Source organism: Fervidicola ferrireducens, from assembly GCF_001562425.1.
Lineage (GTDB): Bacteria > Bacillota > Thermosediminibacteria > Thermosediminibacterales > Thermosediminibacteraceae > Fervidicola > Fervidicola ferrireducens.
Map to the genome: position 1 here is coordinate 112166 of NZ_LOED01000003.1, position 20484 is coordinate 132649.

At 46.9% G+C, this 20484-nt stretch carries 21 protein-coding genes; all 21 read right to left on the reverse strand.

Features of this window, described 5'->3' with window-relative positions:
- Positions 1-64: 64 nt before the first annotated feature.
- Positions 65-175 carry a MetS family NSS transporter small subunit gene (locus AN618_RS14130; protein ID WP_157081601.1) on the reverse strand — a complete coding sequence of 37 codons (111 nt, stop codon included), beginning with the start codon at positions 173-175 and terminating at the stop codon, positions 65-67.
- Between the two features lie 3 nt (positions 176-178).
- Positions 179-1663: a sodium-dependent transporter gene (locus AN618_RS02415; protein ID WP_066351663.1), complete on the reverse strand. Its 1485-nt coding sequence runs from the start codon at positions 1661-1663 to the stop codon at positions 179-181.
- 315 nt (positions 1664-1978) lie between these two features.
- Positions 1979-3064 carry a fructose-1,6-bisphosphate aldolase/phosphatase gene (gene fbp, locus AN618_RS02420; protein WP_066351609.1) on the reverse strand — a complete coding sequence of 362 codons (1086 nt, stop codon included), beginning with the start codon at positions 3062-3064 and terminating at the stop codon, positions 1979-1981.
- A 123-nt stretch (positions 3065-3187) separates the two neighbouring features.
- Positions 3188-3937 (reverse strand): phosphate ABC transporter ATP-binding protein PstB, encoded by a 750-nt coding sequence (gene pstB, locus AN618_RS02425; RefSeq protein WP_066351670.1) that lies wholly within the window; start codon positions 3935-3937, stop codon positions 3188-3190.
- 2 nt (positions 3938-3939) lie between these two features.
- Positions 3940-4824, reverse strand: a complete 885-nt coding sequence (gene pstA / locus AN618_RS02430; protein ID WP_066351615.1) for a phosphate ABC transporter permease PstA — start codon at positions 4822-4824, stop codon at positions 3940-3942.
- Positions 4824-5714 (reverse strand): phosphate ABC transporter permease subunit PstC, encoded by an 891-nt coding sequence (gene pstC, locus AN618_RS02435; RefSeq protein ID WP_066351617.1) that lies wholly within the window; start codon positions 5712-5714, stop codon positions 4824-4826. The genes pstA and pstC overlap by 1 nt, the downstream gene beginning before the upstream one ends.
- A 132-nt stretch (positions 5715-5846) precedes the next feature.
- Positions 5847-6785: a PstS family phosphate ABC transporter substrate-binding protein gene (locus AN618_RS02440; protein ID WP_066351620.1), complete on the reverse strand. Its 939-nt coding sequence runs from the start codon at positions 6783-6785 to the stop codon at positions 5847-5849.
- Positions 6786-6882: 97 nt separating this feature from the next.
- A complete protein-coding gene (gene guaA / locus AN618_RS02445) occupies positions 6883-8418 on the reverse strand; it encodes a glutamine-hydrolyzing GMP synthase (RefSeq protein ID WP_066351622.1) in 1536 nt (511 codons plus the stop codon).
- Positions 8419-8493: 75 nt separating this feature from the next.
- Positions 8494-9069: a 5-formyltetrahydrofolate cyclo-ligase gene (locus tag AN618_RS02450; protein WP_066351624.1), complete on the reverse strand. Its 576-nt coding sequence runs from the start codon at positions 9067-9069 to the stop codon at positions 8494-8496.
- A 101-nt stretch (positions 9070-9170) separates the two neighbouring features.
- The gene (locus AN618_RS02455; protein ID WP_066351626.1) at positions 9171-10118 is read right to left on the reverse strand and encodes a DUF7916 family protein; all 948 of its coding nucleotides are present in this window, start codon (positions 10116-10118) and stop codon (positions 9171-9173) included.
- The gene (locus AN618_RS02460) at positions 10115-10570 is read right to left on the reverse strand and encodes a PTS sugar transporter subunit IIA (RefSeq protein WP_066351672.1); all 456 of its coding nucleotides are present in this window, start codon (positions 10568-10570) and stop codon (positions 10115-10117) included. The genes AN618_RS02455 and AN618_RS02460 overlap by 4 nt, the downstream gene beginning before the upstream one ends.
- Positions 10571-10703: 133 nt before the next feature.
- Positions 10704-12077 carry an N-acetylglucosamine-specific PTS transporter subunit IIBC gene (gene nagE / locus AN618_RS02465; RefSeq protein WP_066351628.1) on the reverse strand — a complete coding sequence of 458 codons (1374 nt, stop codon included), beginning with the start codon at positions 12075-12077 and terminating at the stop codon, positions 10704-10706.
- Between the two features lie 502 nt (positions 12078-12579).
- A complete protein-coding gene (locus AN618_RS02470) occupies positions 12580-13890 on the reverse strand; it encodes a 6-phospho-beta-glucosidase (protein ID WP_066351630.1) in 1311 nt (436 codons plus the stop codon).
- A 5-nt stretch (positions 13891-13895) separates the two neighbouring features.
- Positions 13896-14807, reverse strand: a complete 912-nt coding sequence (gene murQ, locus AN618_RS02475; RefSeq protein WP_066351632.1) for an N-acetylmuramic acid 6-phosphate etherase — start codon at positions 14805-14807, stop codon at positions 13896-13898.
- A 39-nt stretch (positions 14808-14846) separates the two neighbouring features.
- Positions 14847-16010: an anhydro-N-acetylmuramic acid kinase gene (locus AN618_RS02480; protein ID WP_066351634.1), complete on the reverse strand. Its 1164-nt coding sequence runs from the start codon at positions 16008-16010 to the stop codon at positions 14847-14849.
- A 6-nt stretch (positions 16011-16016) separates the two neighbouring features.
- A complete protein-coding gene (locus AN618_RS02485) occupies positions 16017-16976 on the reverse strand; it encodes a BadF/BadG/BcrA/BcrD ATPase family protein (protein ID WP_066351637.1) in 960 nt (319 codons plus the stop codon).
- Positions 16973-17743 carry a chitin disaccharide deacetylase gene (gene chbG, locus AN618_RS02490; RefSeq protein ID WP_066351639.1) on the reverse strand — a complete coding sequence of 257 codons (771 nt, stop codon included), beginning with the start codon at positions 17741-17743 and terminating at the stop codon, positions 16973-16975. Before chbG ends, AN618_RS02485 begins: the two co-directional genes overlap by 4 nt.
- Positions 17724-18089, reverse strand: coding sequence for a PTS lactose/cellobiose transporter subunit IIA (locus tag AN618_RS02495; RefSeq protein WP_066351641.1), 366 nt, complete (start codon positions 18087-18089; stop codon positions 17724-17726). Before AN618_RS02495 ends, chbG begins: the two co-directional genes overlap by 20 nt.
- Before the next feature lie 60 nt (positions 18090-18149).
- On the reverse strand, positions 18150-19400 hold the full coding sequence (locus AN618_RS02500; RefSeq protein WP_083515000.1) for a PTS sugar transporter subunit IIC: 1251 nt from the start codon (positions 19398-19400) through the stop codon (positions 18150-18152).
- Between the two features lie 4 nt (positions 19401-19404).
- On the reverse strand, positions 19405-19713 hold the full coding sequence (locus AN618_RS02505) for a PTS sugar transporter subunit IIB (protein WP_066351643.1): 309 nt from the start codon (positions 19711-19713) through the stop codon (positions 19405-19407).
- A 326-nt stretch (positions 19714-20039) separates the two neighbouring features.
- Positions 20040-20484 (reverse strand): transposase (locus tag AN618_RS02510; protein WP_157081602.1); only part of this gene is annotated, 445 nt, incomplete at its 5' end.

Consider the following 20484-nt stretch of genomic DNA (forward strand, 5'->3'; position numbering starts at 1 on the left):
CAAGATTTCCGTAAAAAAAACTGCGAAGTTTCCACTTCGCAGTTTAAAAAAGTCACATTTCATATTAAGTTCTGTTTTGACCCTGTGACTTATAAGCCAAATTTATGAAGTAGATCGTTCCACCCCATATAATACCCAGAACAATTATCATCGTGATGAGACTTCCGGTACCCATCTTCTACACTCCTTCCCCAGCTGATATGTCGTGGGAGGCTTCGGCTTCGGAGGGCTTTATGGCCTTGGCCAATCTGTTATTATAAGCAAGGAGCACGATTATAGCAATGGCCCACTGCATGAACATGGTGGCCGGGCTGTAAACCTCAAAGGGATTCCACCAGGTGTCAGGATACCACGTAAACTGCTGGTACACCCACCAGCCGCAGATGATGGCAAACATTGCCGGGAAGAGCGTAATGCAGGTATTCCACCACCTGTTTACTTTTATATCGGATACAGCGTTGATATCTTCTATCCTCGCCTTCTCTAACCCGTATTTCATCATGGCAAAGGATACCATAAGTCCGCTTACGAGGAGCGCCACGCCCCACACCAGGTCCTGATTTTCGAAAATGTTGATGTTAACTGCCGACGGGATGCCGCATATAAAACTCAGAGCGACTATAAACGCCGCAGCCTTTTGCCTCGACCAGCCTGCGTCCATTAAGTTTCTTATGTTCACTTCGTACATGGCGTAGAGGGAAGTCAAAGCAGCAAAGGCCATCGCGAGGAAGAACAATGTGGCGATAATCTGACCTCCGGGCATTTCGGGGAAGAGCTTGGCTAGCCATACAAAAGTAAGGCCCGTATTGCCCGCCCCTATGGCTTCGTCCACGTTCTGGGGCGCCAAAGCGAAAATGGTGGGGATTACCGTCATGGCAGCGATAAGAGCCGCGGAGGTGTCCGCAAAACCCGTGATGAAACCGTTACAGGCCACGTCTTCTTTTTCCTTGGTGTACACGGCGTAAGTTATCATGAACCCCCAGCCGGCTCCGGTGGACCAGGCTGACTGGGTAAAAGCTTCCAGCCACACTTTGCCGCTCAGCAATTTGCTAAAATCGGGATTAAACAGGTAATTTAGACCTCCCACCGCATTGGGCAAGGTAAGGGCTCTTATCATCCCTATTATGAGGAGCAGGAACAGGCTCGGAATCATGAACTTGGAGGCCTTTTCTATACCTCCCTGGACCCCGCGGAATACTATGAAGGCAGCAAGGCCTACGGATATGGCGTGGAACAATATGCCTTCCCAGGGCGACGCGATAAAGCTTTTCCACAGGGCTTCAGTATCGATACCAGGTTTGAGTACGCCAAAAAGTCCGTAAAAGAAGTACCTCAACGTCCAGCCCATCGTGACCGAATAATAAGCGCCCAGAGCAAAGCATACGAATCCTACCCAGCCGCCCATCCAGGTGTATTTTTCCCCTATTAAATCCCTGAAAGCGCCTACCGTACCTTTTCTAGTCCTTCTGCCTATCACCACTTCAGCCAGCAGAAGCGGAACACTCCATACCAATAAGGCCACGATGCATGCCACCATGAAAGGCCCTCCACCGTTAGCAGTGGCAACACGGGGAAACCGCCATACGTTGCCGGTACCTATGGCCTGTCCCATGGCGGCGGCAATAAATCCAAAACGAGTGGCAAAGGATTCGCGTTTTTCCATAATATACCTCCTTCTGTTGTATAAATATTCCAACCCAATCCTCCAGTTTAACCCCTTTATCACCTCCCTATTTTGGGTTATATTTTTCTTCATAATTCTACTTGCCTTTGTATAATCCTCCTTGCAGAGGTATATTTCTTGCAGAGGTATATTTATTTATAGAAATTTTGCAGGCTTACTTTTCAATATTTGTTTGGTTTTATATATTTTATATTTTTTATATTTATTGCTAAATTCCTTCTTATTATGCTAATTCGCACATATTTTTTTTCGCATCAATATATGACAAAACCCCTCCCTAGAGGAGGGGTTTTCTTACTCAAACCTTTCCTTTAATTTTTCCATAACCTGGGGCATGGTCGTGTATTCCATCTCATCAAGCGGCAGGCGGTGCGGTTCGAAAGGCCCGAGCTGCCTTAAGTAATCGGCTATCTTCAAAGCTTTCTGCCTTGCCTTATCGAATGCCACATCCGCGAACATATCCTGCGGTCCCACCAGCTTTCCTTCTGCCAGCTGGAATCCCAAAGCTACAACTCTCGGCGGACCGTCGAACCTGCTAGGGGTAGCATCCTTGCAGGACACCGGCATCAGCGGACCGAAGTGGGAACCTCTCATCCATCCGGCCACCAGGTGGGGGTTGGCAAAGGGCTCCAGCGCCTCACCCACCGCGGGGAAACCGTTCTGGCAACGGACTATGAGCACCGGGTCGTCCTTACCCACATACCTTCCGGCCATCAGGTTCATCCTCTGGGTGGAAGATACGGCGGCAGGCTCACCCTTCTTGTTGTAGACCGCCTTTACGGCAAACCGGTTGGAAGCTCCCAAAAACACCAGCATGTCGTAAATCTCCTCGGGGCAGGAGAAGACTACTTTTTTATTCTCGATAGTATCTAAAACCTCAAATTTAAATCCATCGTGCATCTTCGGGTCTATAACAAGCCCTATGGTGTTGAAAGGGTCGGCGAACATCCTGTAAAGCGGCAGGTTCCACGCACCGGGCTCGGTTTTGTCCGCCATGAAAACTATCACCGGCTCGCTGGGGCGCTCTTCGAACTCCATTTCCGCAACGCCCGGTCCCATTCCCTTTATGTTGCCCGAAAAGGAATCCGACAGAAGGTCCTGCCCCGCTCCGTAAAGCTTTAACCTTTTTGCGACTTGAGTGCAGGAAAGAAAAGTATCCCATGCCAGCTTGTGGATATCGGGGCTGTCGACACCTTTCCTGTGCGTCATTATCAGGTTAATGTCATCGCCTACATTAGTGACGACGTAGTCTTCCAAAAGGCCCTTACCTTTTTCCTCCATAACTTTTTTGGCTTCTTCGATCAATTCGGGGTGCACGCTGCAGTGCCCCACGTAACCGCCGATATCGGCCTTAATTACCGTTAGCGTTATTTTCGGCATCTCGCTATATGACCCCCTAATATTAGAATAATAGTGTATCACATTACCCGCTATACACTTAATTATTATAGCACATTCAGTCTTGTCTTAACAATAATTTTTGCACAAAAAAATACCGGCCGTTTATCCGAACCGGCCGGTGATAAAATCCTCCGTCCTCTTATCCTTAGGCACCGTGAACATGCGGCTCGTTTCCCCGAATTCAACAAGCTCGCCCTGGAGCAAAAAGGCGGTATAATCGGCAACCCTTGCCGCCTGCTGGATGTTATGGGTTACTATAACAATGGTGAGCCTTTCTTTTAAATGGGTTATCGTTTCCTCCACCCGCATGGTAGAAACTGGATCTAGGGCCGAACAGGGCTCATCCAAAAGCAGCACCTCGGGCTCGAGTGCCAGTGCCCTCGCTATGCAAAGCCGCTGCTGTTGCCCTCCGGAAAGCGCATAGGCATTTTCACCCAGGCGGTCCTTTACCTCATCCCAGAGTCCCGCCCACCTTAGCGATCTTTCCACCAGGGCTGAAAGGTCTCCTTTGTAACCGTTTATCCGCGGTCCGAAAGCCACGTTTTCGAATATGCTTTTCGGGAAAGGGTTCGGCTTTTGGAAAACCATGCCTATCTTGAAGCGCACCCGTACCGGATCCACCTTCGGAGAATATATATCCTCCCCTTTAAAGAGCACCTTGCCGCTTATCCTAGCCCCTTCCACCAGATCTATCATCCTATTTAGGCACCTCAAAAGGGTGCTCTTTCCGCAACCCGAAGGACCTATGATCGCGGTAATCTTGTTCTTATATATATCGAGATTTATCCCCTTTAAAACCTCATGATCCTTATAGCTTACCCGAAGGTCCCTTATGGATATAACGCTTTCCATGCTCATAGTTCCTTTGTCCTTCCCTGATATTTATTCCTAAGAAATATTGCCGCCGAATTCATACAAATGAGCACCGCCAAAAGCACCACTATTCCCGCCGCCGCTATGGCCCTAAAATCATCCTGGGGCCTTGAGGTCCAGTTGTAAATCTGAATCGGGAGCACCGTAAATGAGTCGAGGGGGCTTTTGGGTATTGTCCTTATGAAGGTCAGCGCACCGATCGGAATAAGCGGTGCCGTCTCACCTATCGCCCTGGAAAGGGCAAGGATTATTCCGGTCAGCATCCCGGGCAGCGCCGATGGAAGTACAACATAGCGCACCGTCTGCCACTTAGTGGCACCCAACGCGTAGGCAGCATGGCGAAGCGACTCCGGAACGGCCCTGATGGCCTCCTGTGCGGTGACAATAACCACCGGGAGCACCAAAAGTCCCATGGTAAGTCCCCCAGCCAAAAGGCTTCGCCCTAAATTCAGCCATCTTACGAAAACCGTAAGTCCCAGGATGCCGTACACTATTGAAGGTATCCCAGCTAGGTTGTAAATGTTAATCTGGATTAGGGATAAAAATTTGCTTTTTTTTGCGTACTCTTCCAAGAAAATTGCCGCTGCAATGCCGGTAGGTATCGCAAAAAGGGCGGTTATTATCATAAGGTAAACGGTGCCGTAAATTGCCGGCAGTATACCCGCTTTTTCCGGAAACCTGGAGGGAAATGAGGTTATAAACTGCACGTCGAGCCAACCCCAACTATCCAGAACGATTTTCACGGCAAGCACCAAAAGCACCAAAAGTCCCACAAGGTTGGCGCTAAAAAAAATCCACTTAAAGATAAGGTCCAGCCGCTTCCTGCCTTCTAGGTTGGGGAAAAAAGATTCTTCCTGGGGGGACATCAGTATACCTCCTTGTAGCGGCGAACGATCCTATTTCCCACCAGGTTTAGCGACAGCGTAATGAAAAACAGCACGCTGGCCACCGCATAGACGCTCTTATATTCTATGGAGCCAAAAGGCGCATCACCCAGCATTACCTGCACGATATAGCCCGTCATGGTTTGAATGCTTTCCAAAGGATTTAAGGTAAGCTTGGGAGTACTACCCGCCGCGAGGGCCACTATCATGGTCTCTCCCACCGCTCTCGAAAAGGCGAGGATGAAGGATGCCACTATGCCGGAAATCGCCGCAGGAATTACCACCTTATACGCAACCTCGAGCCTTGTGGCCCCAAGGGCGTAAGCGGCTTCCCTAAGGGATTGGGGGACTGCCATCATGGCATCCTCGCTTAAGGATGAAATCATGGGAATAAGCATTATGCCCATGACGATGCCCGCACTCAGAGCGTTAAATACGTTGGTGTGGGGAATTACCGCCCGTATTGCCGGCGTCACGAAAGTGAGGGCAAAGTAGCCGTATACGATGGTGGGTATACCGGCCAGGATTTCTAGCACCGGCTTTACCAGGCGCCTTAATCCGTCCGGAGCGTATTCGCTAAGGTATATGGCACTTGCAAGGCCGAGTGGCACCGAAACGGCCATAGCAATTATGGTAACTAGCATCGTTCCTGCAACAAGAGGAGCTATTCCGTAATGCGGTGGGCTAAAAAGCGGTGACCACCGGGTCCCCGTAAAAAACTCCTTAAAGGATACTTCTTTGAAAAATCCCGCCGTCTCCTCGAAAAGCGAAACTATTATACCGGCCGTCACGAGCACCGATAAAGATGCGGCCAGAGCCAAAAGGATTTGGATGCACCTTTCCCGGCGAAAATCTTTGCCCGATTTGGCCATTTTATAATTCCTCCAATTTTTACACTGAATTAATAGAATCTTAACTGAATCTTAAAATAACAATGGCACAAAATCTGACGGCCAATAGGGCTTTCCCATATTCCCGGCCGTCAGATTTTTCCAGAGAGGTAGTTACTTTATTTTGTTCAGATTCTCCTGATACACGCTTTCGGCCATGGGAACGTAACCGATATCCTTTACGAGTTCAGGTGCGTTTTCCATGTAAAATTTGACGAATTCCTTTATTTCGGGCCTTTCTAGGGATTTTTTGTTCACATAGATGAAGAGCGGCCTTGAAAGGGGTTTATAGGTGCCGTCTTTTATGGTTTCTATTGTAGGCTCCACTGGCCCGCTGCCATTATCAATCGCCACTGCCTTCAGCTTGTCCGAATTTTCCAGGTAGTAAGCAAATCCAAAATAACCTAAGGCGAATTTGTCATTAATTATACCCTGAACCAATACGTTATCATCCTCGCTGGCGGTATAATCGGATCTGCTTTTTTTAGCCTCACCCACGATAGCTTCGGTGAAATATTCGAAGGTTCCCGAATCGGTGCCGGGGCCGTAAAGGTTAATCTTTTCGTCCGGCCAGCCGGGCCTTATATCGCTCCACTTAGTGACCTTGCTATCCGGCGACCAAATTTTCCTTAGTTCTTCCACGGTAAGGCTGTCAACCCAGTCGTTATCCTTGTTGACAACCACGGTTATGCCATCGTAAGCTACCGGAAATTCGACGTATTCAATGCCATTTTCCTTTGCCTTCATTTCTTCCGAATCCTTAATGGGGCGGGAAGCGTTAGCTATGTCAATCTCGCCCGCGGTAAATCTTTTGAATCCGCCACCCGTACCGGAAACTCCTACGGTGATATCCACATCAGGATAAAGCTTCATAAACTCTTCGGCAGCAGCTTCGGTGATGGGATAGACTGTGCTGGAACCATCGATCTTAATAGAACCGGTAAACTTTGCCTGACCGCCCTGGTTCTGGTTTGAAGCACCGCCTCCGCAGGCCGTCAGCACCAAAACCGCCGCCAAACTAATAAGGAAGATTCCCTTAAGCTTTGATACCATATTCCCTCTCCTTATTACTTTATTATGTTCTACATTATGAATTATACACCCCCTGTGTTAAATTGCAATTAATCGATTGTTAAGGTTGGGTTAATTGTTACTCCCATTCGATGGTGGCAGGCGGCTTTGATGTAATATCGTAGACGACCCGGTTTACCCCCGCGACCTCGTTCACGATCCTGGTAGAAATAATGTCCAGCAGGTCGTAAGGGAGCCTTGCCCAGTCGGCGGTCATGCCGTCATCGCTTTTTACCGCCCGTACAGCCACCGTGTAGGCGTACGTCCTCGCATCCCCCATAACGCCGACGCTTTTTACGTTGGTTAGCACCGCAAAAGCCTGCCAAAGCTCGCCGTAAATTCCCGCCTTTTTTATCTCTTCCGTCACTATGGCATCGGCTTCCCGCAGGATGTTGAGCTTTTCGCGGGTAACTTCACCCAATATTCTTACTGCAAGGCCGGGACCGGGGAAGGGATGGCGAAAGACTATTTCCTCGGGAAGGCCGAGCTTCAAGCCCACTTCCCTTACCTCGTCTTTGAAAAGGTCTCTCAGGGGTTCGATGAGCTCGAACTTAAGGTCCTCGGGGAGTCCCCCTACGTTGTGGTGGCTTTTTATTACCGCGGCGGTCTTCGTGCCGCTTTCGATTACGTCAGGGTACAGCGTCCCCTGCACGAGGAAGTCAATCCTGCCTAGCTTTTTTGCTTCATCTTCAAAAACTCTTATGAACTCCTCTCCTATAATTTTCCTCTTCGTTTCGGGGTCCGTAACGCCTTCCAGCCTTTTTAAAAACCTCTCCGAGGCATCCACGACTTTGAGGTTCATGTGAAACTTTTCCCTGAAGGTCCTTTCCACCTGCTCCTTTTCGCCCTTTCTTAGAAGGCCGTGGTCTACGAAAATGCAGGTAAGATTATCGCCGATAGCCCTGTGGGCAATTACCGCCGCGACCGAAGAATCGACCCCGCCGCTGAGCGCGCAGAGGGCCCTTTTGTTTCCCACCCTTTCCCTTATGAGCCTTACCTGTTCCTCCACGAAAGCCTCTGCAGTCCAGGAACCGCTGCAGCCAGCTATTTTATAAAGGAAATTCGAAAGGATTTTCTTGCCGTCGGGGGTATGAGCCACCTCGGGGTGAAACTGCACGCCGAATAAGTTTTTACCGTTGCTCACGGCAGCGTGGGGTGTGTTTTTTGTGCGGGCTAAAGTCCGGAACCCCTCGGGTAGTTCAAGTATCGAATCCCCGTGGCTCATCCATACGGTAAGCTTTTTGCCGAGGCCATCGAATAATCCGCCTTCCTCGTCCACCAAAAGTTCGGTCCTGCCGTATTCCCCGGCTTTCGCCGCTTCCACCTTGCCTCCCAGCAGGTGGCACATAAGCTGCATCCCGTAACAGATTCCGAGAACCGGAATGCCCGTTTCAAAAAGCCTTTTGTCGCAGCGCGGTGCGTCTTTTGAGTATACGCTGGCCGGGCCGCCGGAAAGGATTATGGCTTTTGGTTTTTTATCCAGTATCCTTTCTAACGGAGTATCGTAGGGCAGTATCTCGGAATATATGTGGGCTTCCCTCACCCTGCGGGCTATGAGCTGGCTGTACTGGCCACCGAAATCCAAGATTATTACGCTTTCTCTGTCCTTTAGCACCCGGATTCCTCCCTTTTTAAAATCCGTTCTTTTTGTGTGGATTTTTTCTATCCTCTATTAAAAAATAGTTCGCTATTAAGAAAAAACGTACAATCCTTTTTCTGTCAAAACGGCATCCATCCTGACATCGTGGGCTTCTGCCGGTATGCAGTCGGCAAGCTGCATTTCGAAGGCAAGACCTATTTTTTTGACCCCTTTCCGGAGCCTGGGTAAAAACATGTCGTAGTAACCCGCTCCGTATCCCAGCCGGTAGCCCCTTCTGTCAAAGGCAATCCCCGGCACGAGCACCAGATCTATCTCAAAGGGATTTACTATACTATTGTTGACCGGCTCTAAGATTCCGAAAGTACCGCAGGCAAGTTCGTCAGTACTTTTTATCTCTATGGCCAAAAGCCCCTCCCCTTTTACGGTCTTGGGCACGGCTACCCTCTTTCCCATCGCCAGAGCCTTTTCAATGGCCTTCTTTGTCATGACTTCATTCCTGCAATCCACGTAAAACATCACAAGACCTGCTTTTTTGAAGTCTTCAAGTTCAAAAAGGTGGGACATTATTTTCTCACTCTTTTCCATCACTTCCTTTTCCGAGAGGCTTAATCTTTTTTCCAGATAATCGTATCTCAATTTCTTTTTCAGTCCATTTCCATCAGCCATCAAGACCACCTCATAAAATAAATTTTAAGCGGCAAACCATCTTGCCGCTTCTTCTTTTTGACTATTATATCATTTTGGGGCGGATTTATAAAGCAAAAAAGCTACTTCTTCATCGAATACGCCATTCTCCTGAAAGTATGCCTCTTACCCCTTATAGCTATGGAAAGGGCCATAATATTTTCCGGAAATGCTATCCCAGAATATCCAGCATCACCTATATGCTGGATATCGGCCCCTGCCATTTTTGAAAGCAGGGCAATCTTTTCTATAACTCCAGCCGTTGCCCCTTCCTGGGAGGTGCCTATGGTAGTCATAGCAAGAGCTCCGGCTTTGTGTATTTTTTCTATCATTTGCTTTGTCAGCTCAAGGTCGACACCCACCACCGTCCCCGGTGCGGGAACAAGAACCGCGTCGGCTCCGGCCCGGGCAAAATCTCCCAAAGTCTCCGGTTCGTAAATGTTTTCATTGCCGGCAGCGTGCATCTTGCCCGCCATTATTAAGACGTCTTCGCCCAATATCTTCCGGGCTTTCTCAATACCCTTCAGAATACCTTCTTTCGACACGCCGGTTTTCGGATTTCCGGTTATCACCACGTAGTCGAATCCCATTTCGACTACCCTTTCGAGGTTTTCTTCGCTCAATACTCTGCCGCCGGGATAATCCTTGCCTTCCGGCACCGGTTCTAAATTCACGCCAATAAACCTTCCCACAATCTCCTTAATCTTTCGGGCATATCCCGAGATATCTCTTTTCCCATCCAGCCTTTTCATCAATTGATTTAAACTTTCCACTCCAAGCGTAAGGTCGATTCCCTCATCGTCTATCCCGTACACGAAAGGCGCCTTAAGGTCCAGCATGTTCAAGGTAATGAGGTCCGCCCCAAAGGAGGCCGCAAGTTCCGGATTGCTGACGCCGTAGACAAGCGGCGGTACAGCAATAACGGTCTCGGCCATCACCGTTCTTCCTTCGGACGCTTTTATGCAATCTATAATTTCAGCTTTTTTCATAGTCATGAAATCGTTAAAGCCCAATTCAAAAATCCTCTTCATTTATGCTCATCCTTTCTTTTTAGAAAAACCTCAATTAGCACGTCCTGGCCTTTTTTGACTTCCTTTAGGCCGCTTGATTTTATCTTATCCACCAAGTCCATTTCCGGGATAACAAAAGGACTTACCAGTGGAAAGCCCTTATCTTTTATCAGTTCCATCTCAAACTCTACAAGAGGAGTCCCCACCTTTACAGCTTGACCTTCTGAGACGAGAACCTTAAAGCCTTCACCTTTGAGGTTGACCGTCTCTATTCCTATGTGGATGAGCAGAGAAAGCCCTTCTTTTGATTCCATCACAAGAGCATGACCCGTCGGGAAAACCTGCTTTACTAAGCCATCGAATGGGGAAACCACCAATCCTTCGGAAGGCTCTATAGCTACCCCGTCACCCACCATTTTTGCCGAAAATACTTTATCAGGAACTTCCGCAAGGTCCACCACCCTTCCACTCATCGGTGCCACGATTTTTACCACAGGGTCGCCCAGTTTATTTCTGCCAAAAATGCTAAAAAGCACCCTTTTGTCCCCCTTATTTTTAAATTTCGCGCGGCGAGTTTAGCTCGCCGCGCTCTTTTTACTAGCTAGATTATAGCATTTTCTTTATCTCTTCCGCTATCAATTCCGCTTCGGTTCCTACAACAACCTGCAGGTTTCCACCGCCAAGCCTCATCACTCCAGTCGCTCCTGCTTTTTTCAAAAGCTCTTCATCTACCGCCTTCTCATCTTCAACTGTTAGCCTCAAGCGGGTTATGCAGGCATCGAGGGATTTTATGTTGGCCCTGCCGCCAAGGCCTTCCAGGATTCTCTCAGCCCTTTCGCTTACCTTTGCCGTAGTTTTCGTCTCGGTGGCCTCGCCTTCTATCCTGCCCGGCGTCGGCAAATCGTATTTCCTTATGATATACCTGAAAATGGCATAATAGACCGCGCCATAAACTATGCCTATAGGTATCAACAAAAGCGGCTTTGTAGCCAGGCCATAGTTCAAAACGTAGTCTATAAATCCCGCGGAAAAACCAAACCCATGCCTTATTCCCAGGGCATAAGTCAGCGCAAGTGAAATTCCAGTAAGAAGCGCGTGCACCACGTACAATACGGGGGCCAGAAACATGAAGGAAAATTCTATTGGCTCGGTAATTCCGGTGAGGAACGAAGTCAGTGCCGCACTCAAAAGCACACCGCTCACGGCCTTTTTCTGCGAGTCCTTAGCTTCATGCAGCATTGCAAGGCATGCCGCCGGAAGCCCGAAGAGGAAAATCGGGAAAAATCCCGTCATGAAAATACCCGCGGTCGGGTCCCCGGCGAAAAATCTGTGCAGGTCACCCGTCACCACCTTGCCCGTCGCATCGGTGTACTCGCCGAAGACGAACCAAACAAGGCTGTTTATAACGTGGTGAAGGCCGAAGGGTATCAAAAGCCTATTTAAGACTCCAAATACGAATACCCCAAGCACGCCGGCGCCGATTATCCACTCGCCTGCTGCGTAAATGACTTTCTGTATCGGAGGCCATACGAATCCAAAAATTACGCCTAGAACAAGCATGGTTGCTGAAGTCACGATGGGGACGAAGCGCCGTCCTCCGAAAAATCCGAGGAAATCGGGCAGTTTTATGTCCTTGTATCTATTGTAAAGCTGTGCCGCTACTATACCAGTTATTATTCCTCCCAATACACCCATATTTATCTCTTCATTGATAGCTTTAAGGACGTTTATGAGGACATAGTATCCCACACCGCCGGCAAGAGCCGCCGCTCCCGCACCGCCGGCAAGACCCATGGAAACGCCGAGGGCGAATATCAGCGGGAGATTGTCGAAAATTGCGGCACCTCCCGCCATAATCACCGGAATGTTGAGCACATCCTCGGCTCCAAGCCTCAACAAGAGCGCCGCGGCGGGCATAACCGCTATCGGCATCATCAAAGCCTTGCCCAATTTTTGCAGGCTGCCCAAAACGCCTTTCATTCACAGAACCTCCTTGCTTTAAAATTTGTCGAAGCACCAAAAATTTTATTTTGCCCTCCCACCTCCTCCGTAACCCACATTGAAAATAAAAGAGCCGGGAAGGAAAAACAATCCCTTCCCGGCTCATGCCCGCTTTCCGGTAACACGCCGGTTTTAAACCTTTATTGCATTATAACTACAGATACCATAGGTACTTTAATATTATCACACTTTACGCATAAAAGCAATCATAAAAATATCATTCTGATGATGTGCTTTGTCTTCATCATACCCGGCACCGAAGAGCTGCCTATATGATGTATGGTTAAAATTCTTTTCTCCCTGCCTCAATTTCTCTCTTCCCTTCATAGGCTACTAAGTGCTTTATCTCACCTCCTGAGACTTCTCACCTTTTGAGATAGCTCACTTATCACTTTTTTAAGTTCATAAAAGTCCTTGCTTTCCGCTAAAATTTTTGTTAACTTCTTTTCCTACCCAATTTAAATTTTATACTACCCCGTTTTTATTTAAAAAATTGCGGCAAGTAATCTCTATTTTCGGCAAGAATATTATCCAATATCTTTTTTGCAATCCCTGTGGACGGTACCAGAGGATGAATAGTTAAGGCTTGAAGGGCTGCATTATAATCTCCGTTGACCCCCGCCTCGATGGTTAGCTCTTCATAGGCCTTTACCACCTGCATCAGCCCCCTTATTCTAGCCGGCACCCGCCCTATACTCAACGGATGGGCGCCATCTTTGTCTATCACGCAATTCGTTTCGATTACAACATTTTCGGGTAGATCCAGTATTGTGCCGTTGTTTTTTACGTTTACTACCTGGATATCCTTCTTGTTGTTTACTATGGAGCTTATCAGGTTACACGCAGCGTAGGAATAGAGAGCCCCTCCCCTTCTTTCAAGCTGCGGTGGTTTTTCGGCAAGTTCCGGATTCTTGTAAAGTTCAAAAAGTTCCTGTTCGACTTTTTTGACGACCTCACCTCGAGTGCCCTCGCTCGCAGATTGCCTTTTCTCTTCCTCTAACATTTTGTCCATCATGTAATAATACCGGTGATAGGGACACGGAAGCATGCCGAGGGATTTAATCAAATCCTTATCCCATTCCAAAGCCGGGATGTTCTTCATAGTCATGTTCTCTTCGGAAGTAAGCTGCTCCATCAATTTTTCCGTTATATCTTCACCGTCTAGATACACCCGCAATCCCCACACCAGGTGGTTTAGACCCGCAAATTGAATATAGATTCTTTCCATTTCCACGCCGCAGGCTTTAGCCACGTGGCTTATCATATTGACGGGCACGTTGCAAAGTCCAAGTGCCTTAACTTTTGAGTGTTTTAACGCTGTCTCCGTAATGATGCCCGAAGGGTTGGTAAAGTTTATAAGCCATGCATTTGGAGAAAGTTCTTCTATGTCTTTGCAGATTTCAAGTATGACCGGAATGGTCCTTAAGGCTTTTGCAAAACCACCGGGGCCGGTGGTCTCCTGGCCGATGACATTGTATTTTAGAGGGATTTTTTCATCCCTGATGCGGGCGTCTATCCCGCCAACTCTAAACTGGGTTATCACGAAATCAGCGCCGTCTATGGCTTCTTTTCTTTCAAGGGTGAGGTTTATTTTAATATCCAAACCTGCTTTCTCGACCATGCGCCGGGCGAGGTTTCCCACTATTTCAAGTTTTTCCTTCCCCTGTTCTACGTCGACAAGATAAATTTCGCTTACGGGAACCTCCGTGGCTTTTTTGATAAATCCTTCAATTAGCTCGGGCGTGTAACTGGACCCGCCGCCGATGACGGCAATCTTTAATTTTTTTTCCACTTAATTCATCTCCTTTCAGGGTATATGGCCATTAGGGCTTTCCTTATATTTCCTCCGGAAAATTTGAGGGCCCGCTCGGCCTCGTTTTTGTCCTTTCCAGAAAGTATCATTAAAATTGCAACTTTAACGTTAAAATCTGTTTCTTTAAGGACCCCTTCTATCATATCGTCGCTAGCACCCGTTGCAATTTTAATAATCTGCCTTGCCCTATTTTTTAGTTTTTCGTTGGTTGGCTGTAAATCTACCATTAGATTGCTGTAAACCTTGCCTAGTTTAATCATTACCCCAGTGGAAATCATATTCAGTACCATTTTTTGGGCTGTACCGGCTTTTAGCCTGGTAGAACCCAAGATCACTTCCGGCCCTACCACTGGTGCAATAAGTATATCGACATAATCCTTTATAAGGCTTTCGGGGTTACAGCATATTCCTATCGTCAAGGCTCCTATCTCTCGTGCGTATTTTAGCCCTCCCACGACGTAGGGAGTCCTGCCGCTCGCAGTAAGGCCAACAACTGAATCTTTGCTCGAAAGGTTCCTGTTCTGAAGGTCTTTTTTCCCCATAAAATCATCGTCTTCAGCTCCCTCAACGGAGCTTTTTATCGCCATGTCGCCACCCGCGATAACTCCCTGAACTAGTTCAGAATTTACACCGAAAGTTGGTGGGCATTCGGAAGCATCCAAAATTCCTATCCTCCCGCTGGTACCGGCGCCTATATAAAAAAGTCTCCCACCGTTTCTTATTCTTTCAGCTATTTCATCAACAGCTTTAGCTATTCTGGGGATTTCTTTTTCCACAGCAAAGGCCACTTTTTTATCCTCATCGTTCATTTTTTTCAACATGCTCACGGTATCTAAAAGGTCGATATCTTCCGTGTAAGGATTTCTCTGTTCTGTTATCAACTCTGTTAACTCCATCGAATCATCTCCTTTTTAAACTTCACTTATTGATTCAAGTTAAACAATAATTTTACCTAGGATGACTCTTTTTTTGGCTCCAGTGGCACCGGGGACGTTGTTGCAAACCCCTCCTATAGTCTCGTTGGCCAGCACAGCAAAAGCTATTGCTTCTTTGGCATCTGAATTTTGCCCTATTTCCTCTAAAGTTCTGACTTCAATTCCTTTCATTTCGTCCTTAATCATGCGGACCAGGGTGTTATTGTAAGCCCCTCCTCCGCTTACCAAAATTTCATCGATTTTGCATTTAGGCAATACAAAATCTTTCACTGCCCGGCCTATTGAATAAGCGGTAAAATAAGTGACAGTTGTAACCAAATCCTCAAAACCAATCTTCAACTCTATTGCTTTTTCTATTATATTTTCCGTAAAACTTTTACCGAAAAACTCCCTACCCGCAGTTTTTGGGGGCTGCAGTTTTAGATACGGATGAGTTTTCAGAATTTCAATTAGCCTCTCATCTACTTTACCTTTTGATGCGATTGCCCCACCTTCATCAAACCTCATCCTACCTCTGGTCCCCCACCGCACTATTTCGTCGATCATCATATTACCTGGACCTGTATCAAAAGCCGTAACATCATCTATCATGCATTCCTTCGGGATCAACGTAATATTGGCAATCCCACCAATATTCAACAAGGCCCTATTTACCTTGGTAGACTTATAAAGCAGGTATTCTACATACGGCACCAGCGGCGCTCCATGGCCTCCCGCTGCAATATCCCGAACTCTAAAATCTGCTACCACGGTCCTTCCCGTAAGTTCTGCAATGACGCTGGGTTCTCCTATCTGCAGGGTAGCTTCCCCCGGAATATGGTAGATGGTCTGTCCGTGAGAGCCTATCAGGTCAACATCTCTTATATCTATACCGCTAAGTTCGCACAACCGGAGCGCAGCTTTGCCGAAATACTCTCCCAGCTTGAAATTCATTCTGCATATAAGGTCTGCCGTTGAGTGCCTTAAGTCAAAGAGCTTGAATATTTCGCGCCTTACAGACTCGTCATAGGGGAAATTGTAAAAAGCAAGGAGCTCGACTTGACTACCCGGCCCGTAACCTTCAATCTCCACAAGAGCTGCATCAATACCGTCAGCTGAAGTCCCCGACATAAGCCCAATTACTTTTTTCCTTTTCTTTTTATATAAAGCATATAATTTCTCCATATATCATCACTCCAACCTCGGTCTTACCGCTTGTATATGACTTAAATCCAGTTTCATATCCAATTCCCTGCCAAGGAGAATGAGAGCTCCCGCCACCGCTTTATATTTTGGGCGGTTTATTTTAACACCCGGATTGGCTCGCCCCAATTCAAGAGCGAAAGAGTCGTATACCAGTTTTTCTTTTAAAAGAACACTCCCGGATACAAAGACACACGTATCCCCGAGCCTTTTTATGGCGCAGTTCGCAATCTCCGCCAAAGACTTACCTGCTTCTTTAAGGATTTTCAACGCGGTCTTTTCTCCCTCATCGCCAAGCCGGCCCACCCTTATAGCCAGACCTGCAATTAAGTCTTTCGAAAAATTCTCCGAGTAGAGTATCGGCTTTATTTTTGTTAAATCTTCTAAGCCAAAATAAGATAAAACTTCTTCATAAATGCCTTTCGAACCTCCGCACCCTTCGTAATATTTAATCGCCTCCTTTATGGCTCTTTGGCCAATATAGTATCCGCTCCCTTCATCACCCACTAGATGGCCCCAACCACCAACTACAACCTCTTTCCCTTTTTCATTCACACCGTAGGCTATACTTCCGGTCCCTGATATTACCACCAGGCCGCGCGGTTCTCCCGCTGCCCCTGCGAGAGCTATCTTAAAATCGGCCTCAACAAAAATTTTTTTCGCCAATCCGAGGCTTTTTAAAGCTTGACTAATTTTTTGCCTTACCTTTTCGCTTCCAGCCCCTGCCACACCCACGTATATCCCGAGGCATTCCGAACTCGTCTTTTCTTGCTGCTCAGATACCCTTTTCACCGTTTCTATTATGCTTTCCAGCGCCTTGGTCTTGCCTGCAACTAAAACATTGCCTGGCCTTTCAAGAATGAAAGAAGTCGCAGTATTTTTTTCAAGATCAAGGGCCAATACCTCTATTTTGCTTCCACCCGCATCAACACCTACAATGTAGCTCATAAAATTCCCTTCTCGACTTTCAACTCTCTAAAACTAAAAAGCTCAATATTCTTTTTTTTCAGGGCATCACGAACGATGGGACTTGTCAATATCTGCAGTTCATTTTCCCGAAAATATGTATATGTGCTCACTTCCGACAATTTTGAGTCGCAATAACCAGGATGGGTCATGATTTCCATGGTACCATCCTCATAAGCTTCCAGGATGGACATCAAATTTTCAAAGGTAGCTTTCTCCCCATAAAAATCCATGGAAAAGTGGTCAGGAGTTTTAACACCGCAGCTTTTAAAATAAGTTTTTGTTTGAATATCCAACGCCCGGACCGGTACATCAAGCTCAACGGCCAATTTAGCAACGATTTTCGCTACCACAGGATGAAGGTGCAGGTGATGGTGACAATCCAGGTGACTGGGTTCTAGACCTGAGTTCAAAAATTTTTCCACCTGCGCTCGCAATTCTTTTTCAATTTCTTCCGGGGAAGCCTTTTCCATCAGGATCCCCCTTCGCCGGTAAAATCGCCCCGATTCGTCTACCAGACTCGGAATATCTGCCGGGTCCAAGACCGGCAAACCGCAGGTAAGATTCAGATGAATTCCTATACGGTCGGGGAAAAACTTCCGTGCTATATCTAGCGCCTCCGAAGCTGCCGGCATATTTACCATAACTGTCGTATCAGTAATTATCCCTTCGGTGATACCTTTCAAAATGGCTTTATTTATTCCTGGAGTTAAACCCAAATCGTCGGCATTAACGATCAGTTTTTTCATCTCCGCAACACCTCTTAATGGCTTTAAGTTCAGCTTCGAGTTCTTGCACCCGGCGATAAAGATCTATTAAATTTTCAATTAGGGTTCTCTCTGCCATAGCGGTCATCAAATGGTCCTGGGCGTGCACTAGAAGCACCGATAATTCTTGCTTTATACCCTGGGCTTCCTCCTGTATAATTCTTGTCTGAACGTCATGAGCCTTGTGCATTTCATCATCGGCTTCCTTCAGGTGTTTTTCGGCCATATCAAAATCGCCATTTTTAGCCCGCTCTATGGCTTCATAAGCTTTAGCCCGGGCGTTTCCGCCATAAGCTATTATTTCAAATATAGAATTTTCGTCCACCATACAAATTCCTCCATCTTTTTTGCCTCTATCTTGTAGAGCCGGGCAAAGCCCGGCTCTTTATTATTTGTTCGACTCTTCTTCTAATAACTTTCTTTCGTATGATTTAAAGAAGGGGAAATATACAATAGTTGTTACGGCAATATTTATTAAAACAAGCACTACCGCACGCCAATCGCCTCCGGTCGCAAGATAAGCGCCTATAGGAGCAGGCAATGTCCACGGTGCGAGGATATATGGCCTGCCAACCAGGTTAGCCGCCATAGCTAGGTAGGATAATACAGCAGTAATCACAGGGCCTAGAATAAACGGGATCGCAAGCACTGGGTTTAGCACTATCGGTGTTCCGAAAACTACCGGTTCGTTAATGTTGCATATACTTGGTAAAAGCGAAGCCTTCCCGAGATTTTTGAGGTATCTAGACTTAGAAGTGAGCATCAGCAGAACCAGACTCAGCGTTGCACCCGATCCCCCTATCCAGATAAACCACTGGAAGAAAGGTTCCGGCGCAATGTGGGGTAGGATTTTGCTACCCGCTGCTGCCGCTCGCGTGTTTTCATCCAAGAGTGCCATCCAGATGGGTCTTGCAATGCTTCCGACCACAGAAACCCCATGGATACCAGCAGACCAAAGTAGTGTTATCAATATAACAGGAACAAGTACTCCTATAAGCGAATCACCAGCGGTAACCAGCGGCTTGAACAGATTCATTATAAGTTCTTGAATATTGATGTTCAAAATGACCCTTATTATATATATAATGACCATAATTACGGCTGCGGGTATTAGTGCTTCAAAAGACCTCGCTACAGATTCGGGAACCCCTTCGGGCATTTTTATAGTTATTTTCCTGACAGTTAAAAACCTCAAGACCTCAACTGCAAAGAATGCCATGATTATGGCTGCAAAAAGGCCGGCCCCACCTAAGCCACCCATGGGCAATACGAAGCCAATTTTGTCTATATTTTGCGGCAAGGTAATCATTATAAAGGAAGCTAAGGCTAGAAGCCCACCTGCGACGGGATCTAAATTATATGACTTAGCCAAGCTGTATCCTATTCCGTGTGCGGCATAAAGGGCCATCAGTCCCACGCTCAACCTAAAAGGTATTAATATCTGAGCCGCATAGGGTTGAACTTTAGCAGCCAGCGCCGGTATGGGAGGCGAGGCAATTATAAGGAAGAAGCTACCCACTATTATGAGGGGTAAAGTGGCCACTATGCCATCTCTGACGGCTCTCAAATGCCTCTGTTCGGCTAGGTTCGCCATAGGAGGCATGAGCCTTTCTTCTACCCATTTTAAAATTGCCTCCACTTTTTCATACCCCCTTCAGTAATTTTTTAGCCTGCTGGATAATTTTTTCTCCACCGAAGGGACCGTAAGCTTGAGGTTCGATAAGTCCTGTAGGAACTTCGTACTTTGAAGCAATTTCATCGAAATATTGCTTCCTGTGCTTTACTTGTGGCGCAATTAGCACCACATCGAAATCCTTTACCCTGTCTTCAAATTGAGTGGTAGACACTGCTTCTACGTAAATATCTTCCTTTAGCTCTGCGGCTTTTTTCTCTACAGCTTTTACCACGATGCTGGTGCTCATCCCCCCCGAACATACCAGAAGTATTTTCAAAAAATCTCCCCCCTATCTCAATATTTTTTGATTAGCCAAATAAAACTCTTAAAATCTTAGTTTTTCTCTGAATTTAGGCTGCTTTTGCTGCTTAACCATAGATTTTTTAGACAAAACAAGACCACCTGCGGCAACTTACTAAAAGTTGCCTATCAAATCCTTCACTCATGCCCTCGACTACCCTATCATGTCTCCCGGGGTCCTACGCCCTTATTACATTCCTTCGTCCTGCCTTTGAGGGCTAGGCGGGGAGCTTTTTACTTTCATGCAGGGTCTTGCCCTTATGGGGGGAATATTGCTTCCCCGCCTTGTTGGCTATCTCACTTTTATGCCGCTAGCTGGTTTATTTGCTTCATGCGATGTTCTCCAAGAACTTTCTCTGAATCGTAATTTTCCCTCTTTTTGGCAAGGGTGAACATTACCCTTATTAGCTTCATTGAAATTGCTATTAATGCCTGCTTGGATTTTAATGGATTTTGAGGCCTTTTTAAGAAGTAGTTGTAGAGTGCCTTGAATTCCTTGTTTTTGGCTACTAACACAAGGCTTGCTTTGTAAAGGAGATTCCTCAGCTCCGGACGGCCCCTCTTTGATATTTTAGCCTTCCCCTTGTGTTTCCCAGATTGGTTTTCTGCTATGTTGAGCCCTGCTAGCTTTTGTATCTGCTTATAGTGGGTGTAGTTGGCTAGGTCACCTACTTCCGCTAGAAATCCAGCTACGGTTACTATCCCTATGCCGGGAATGCTGAGTAGGTATTGTGCTATGTCTATCTTC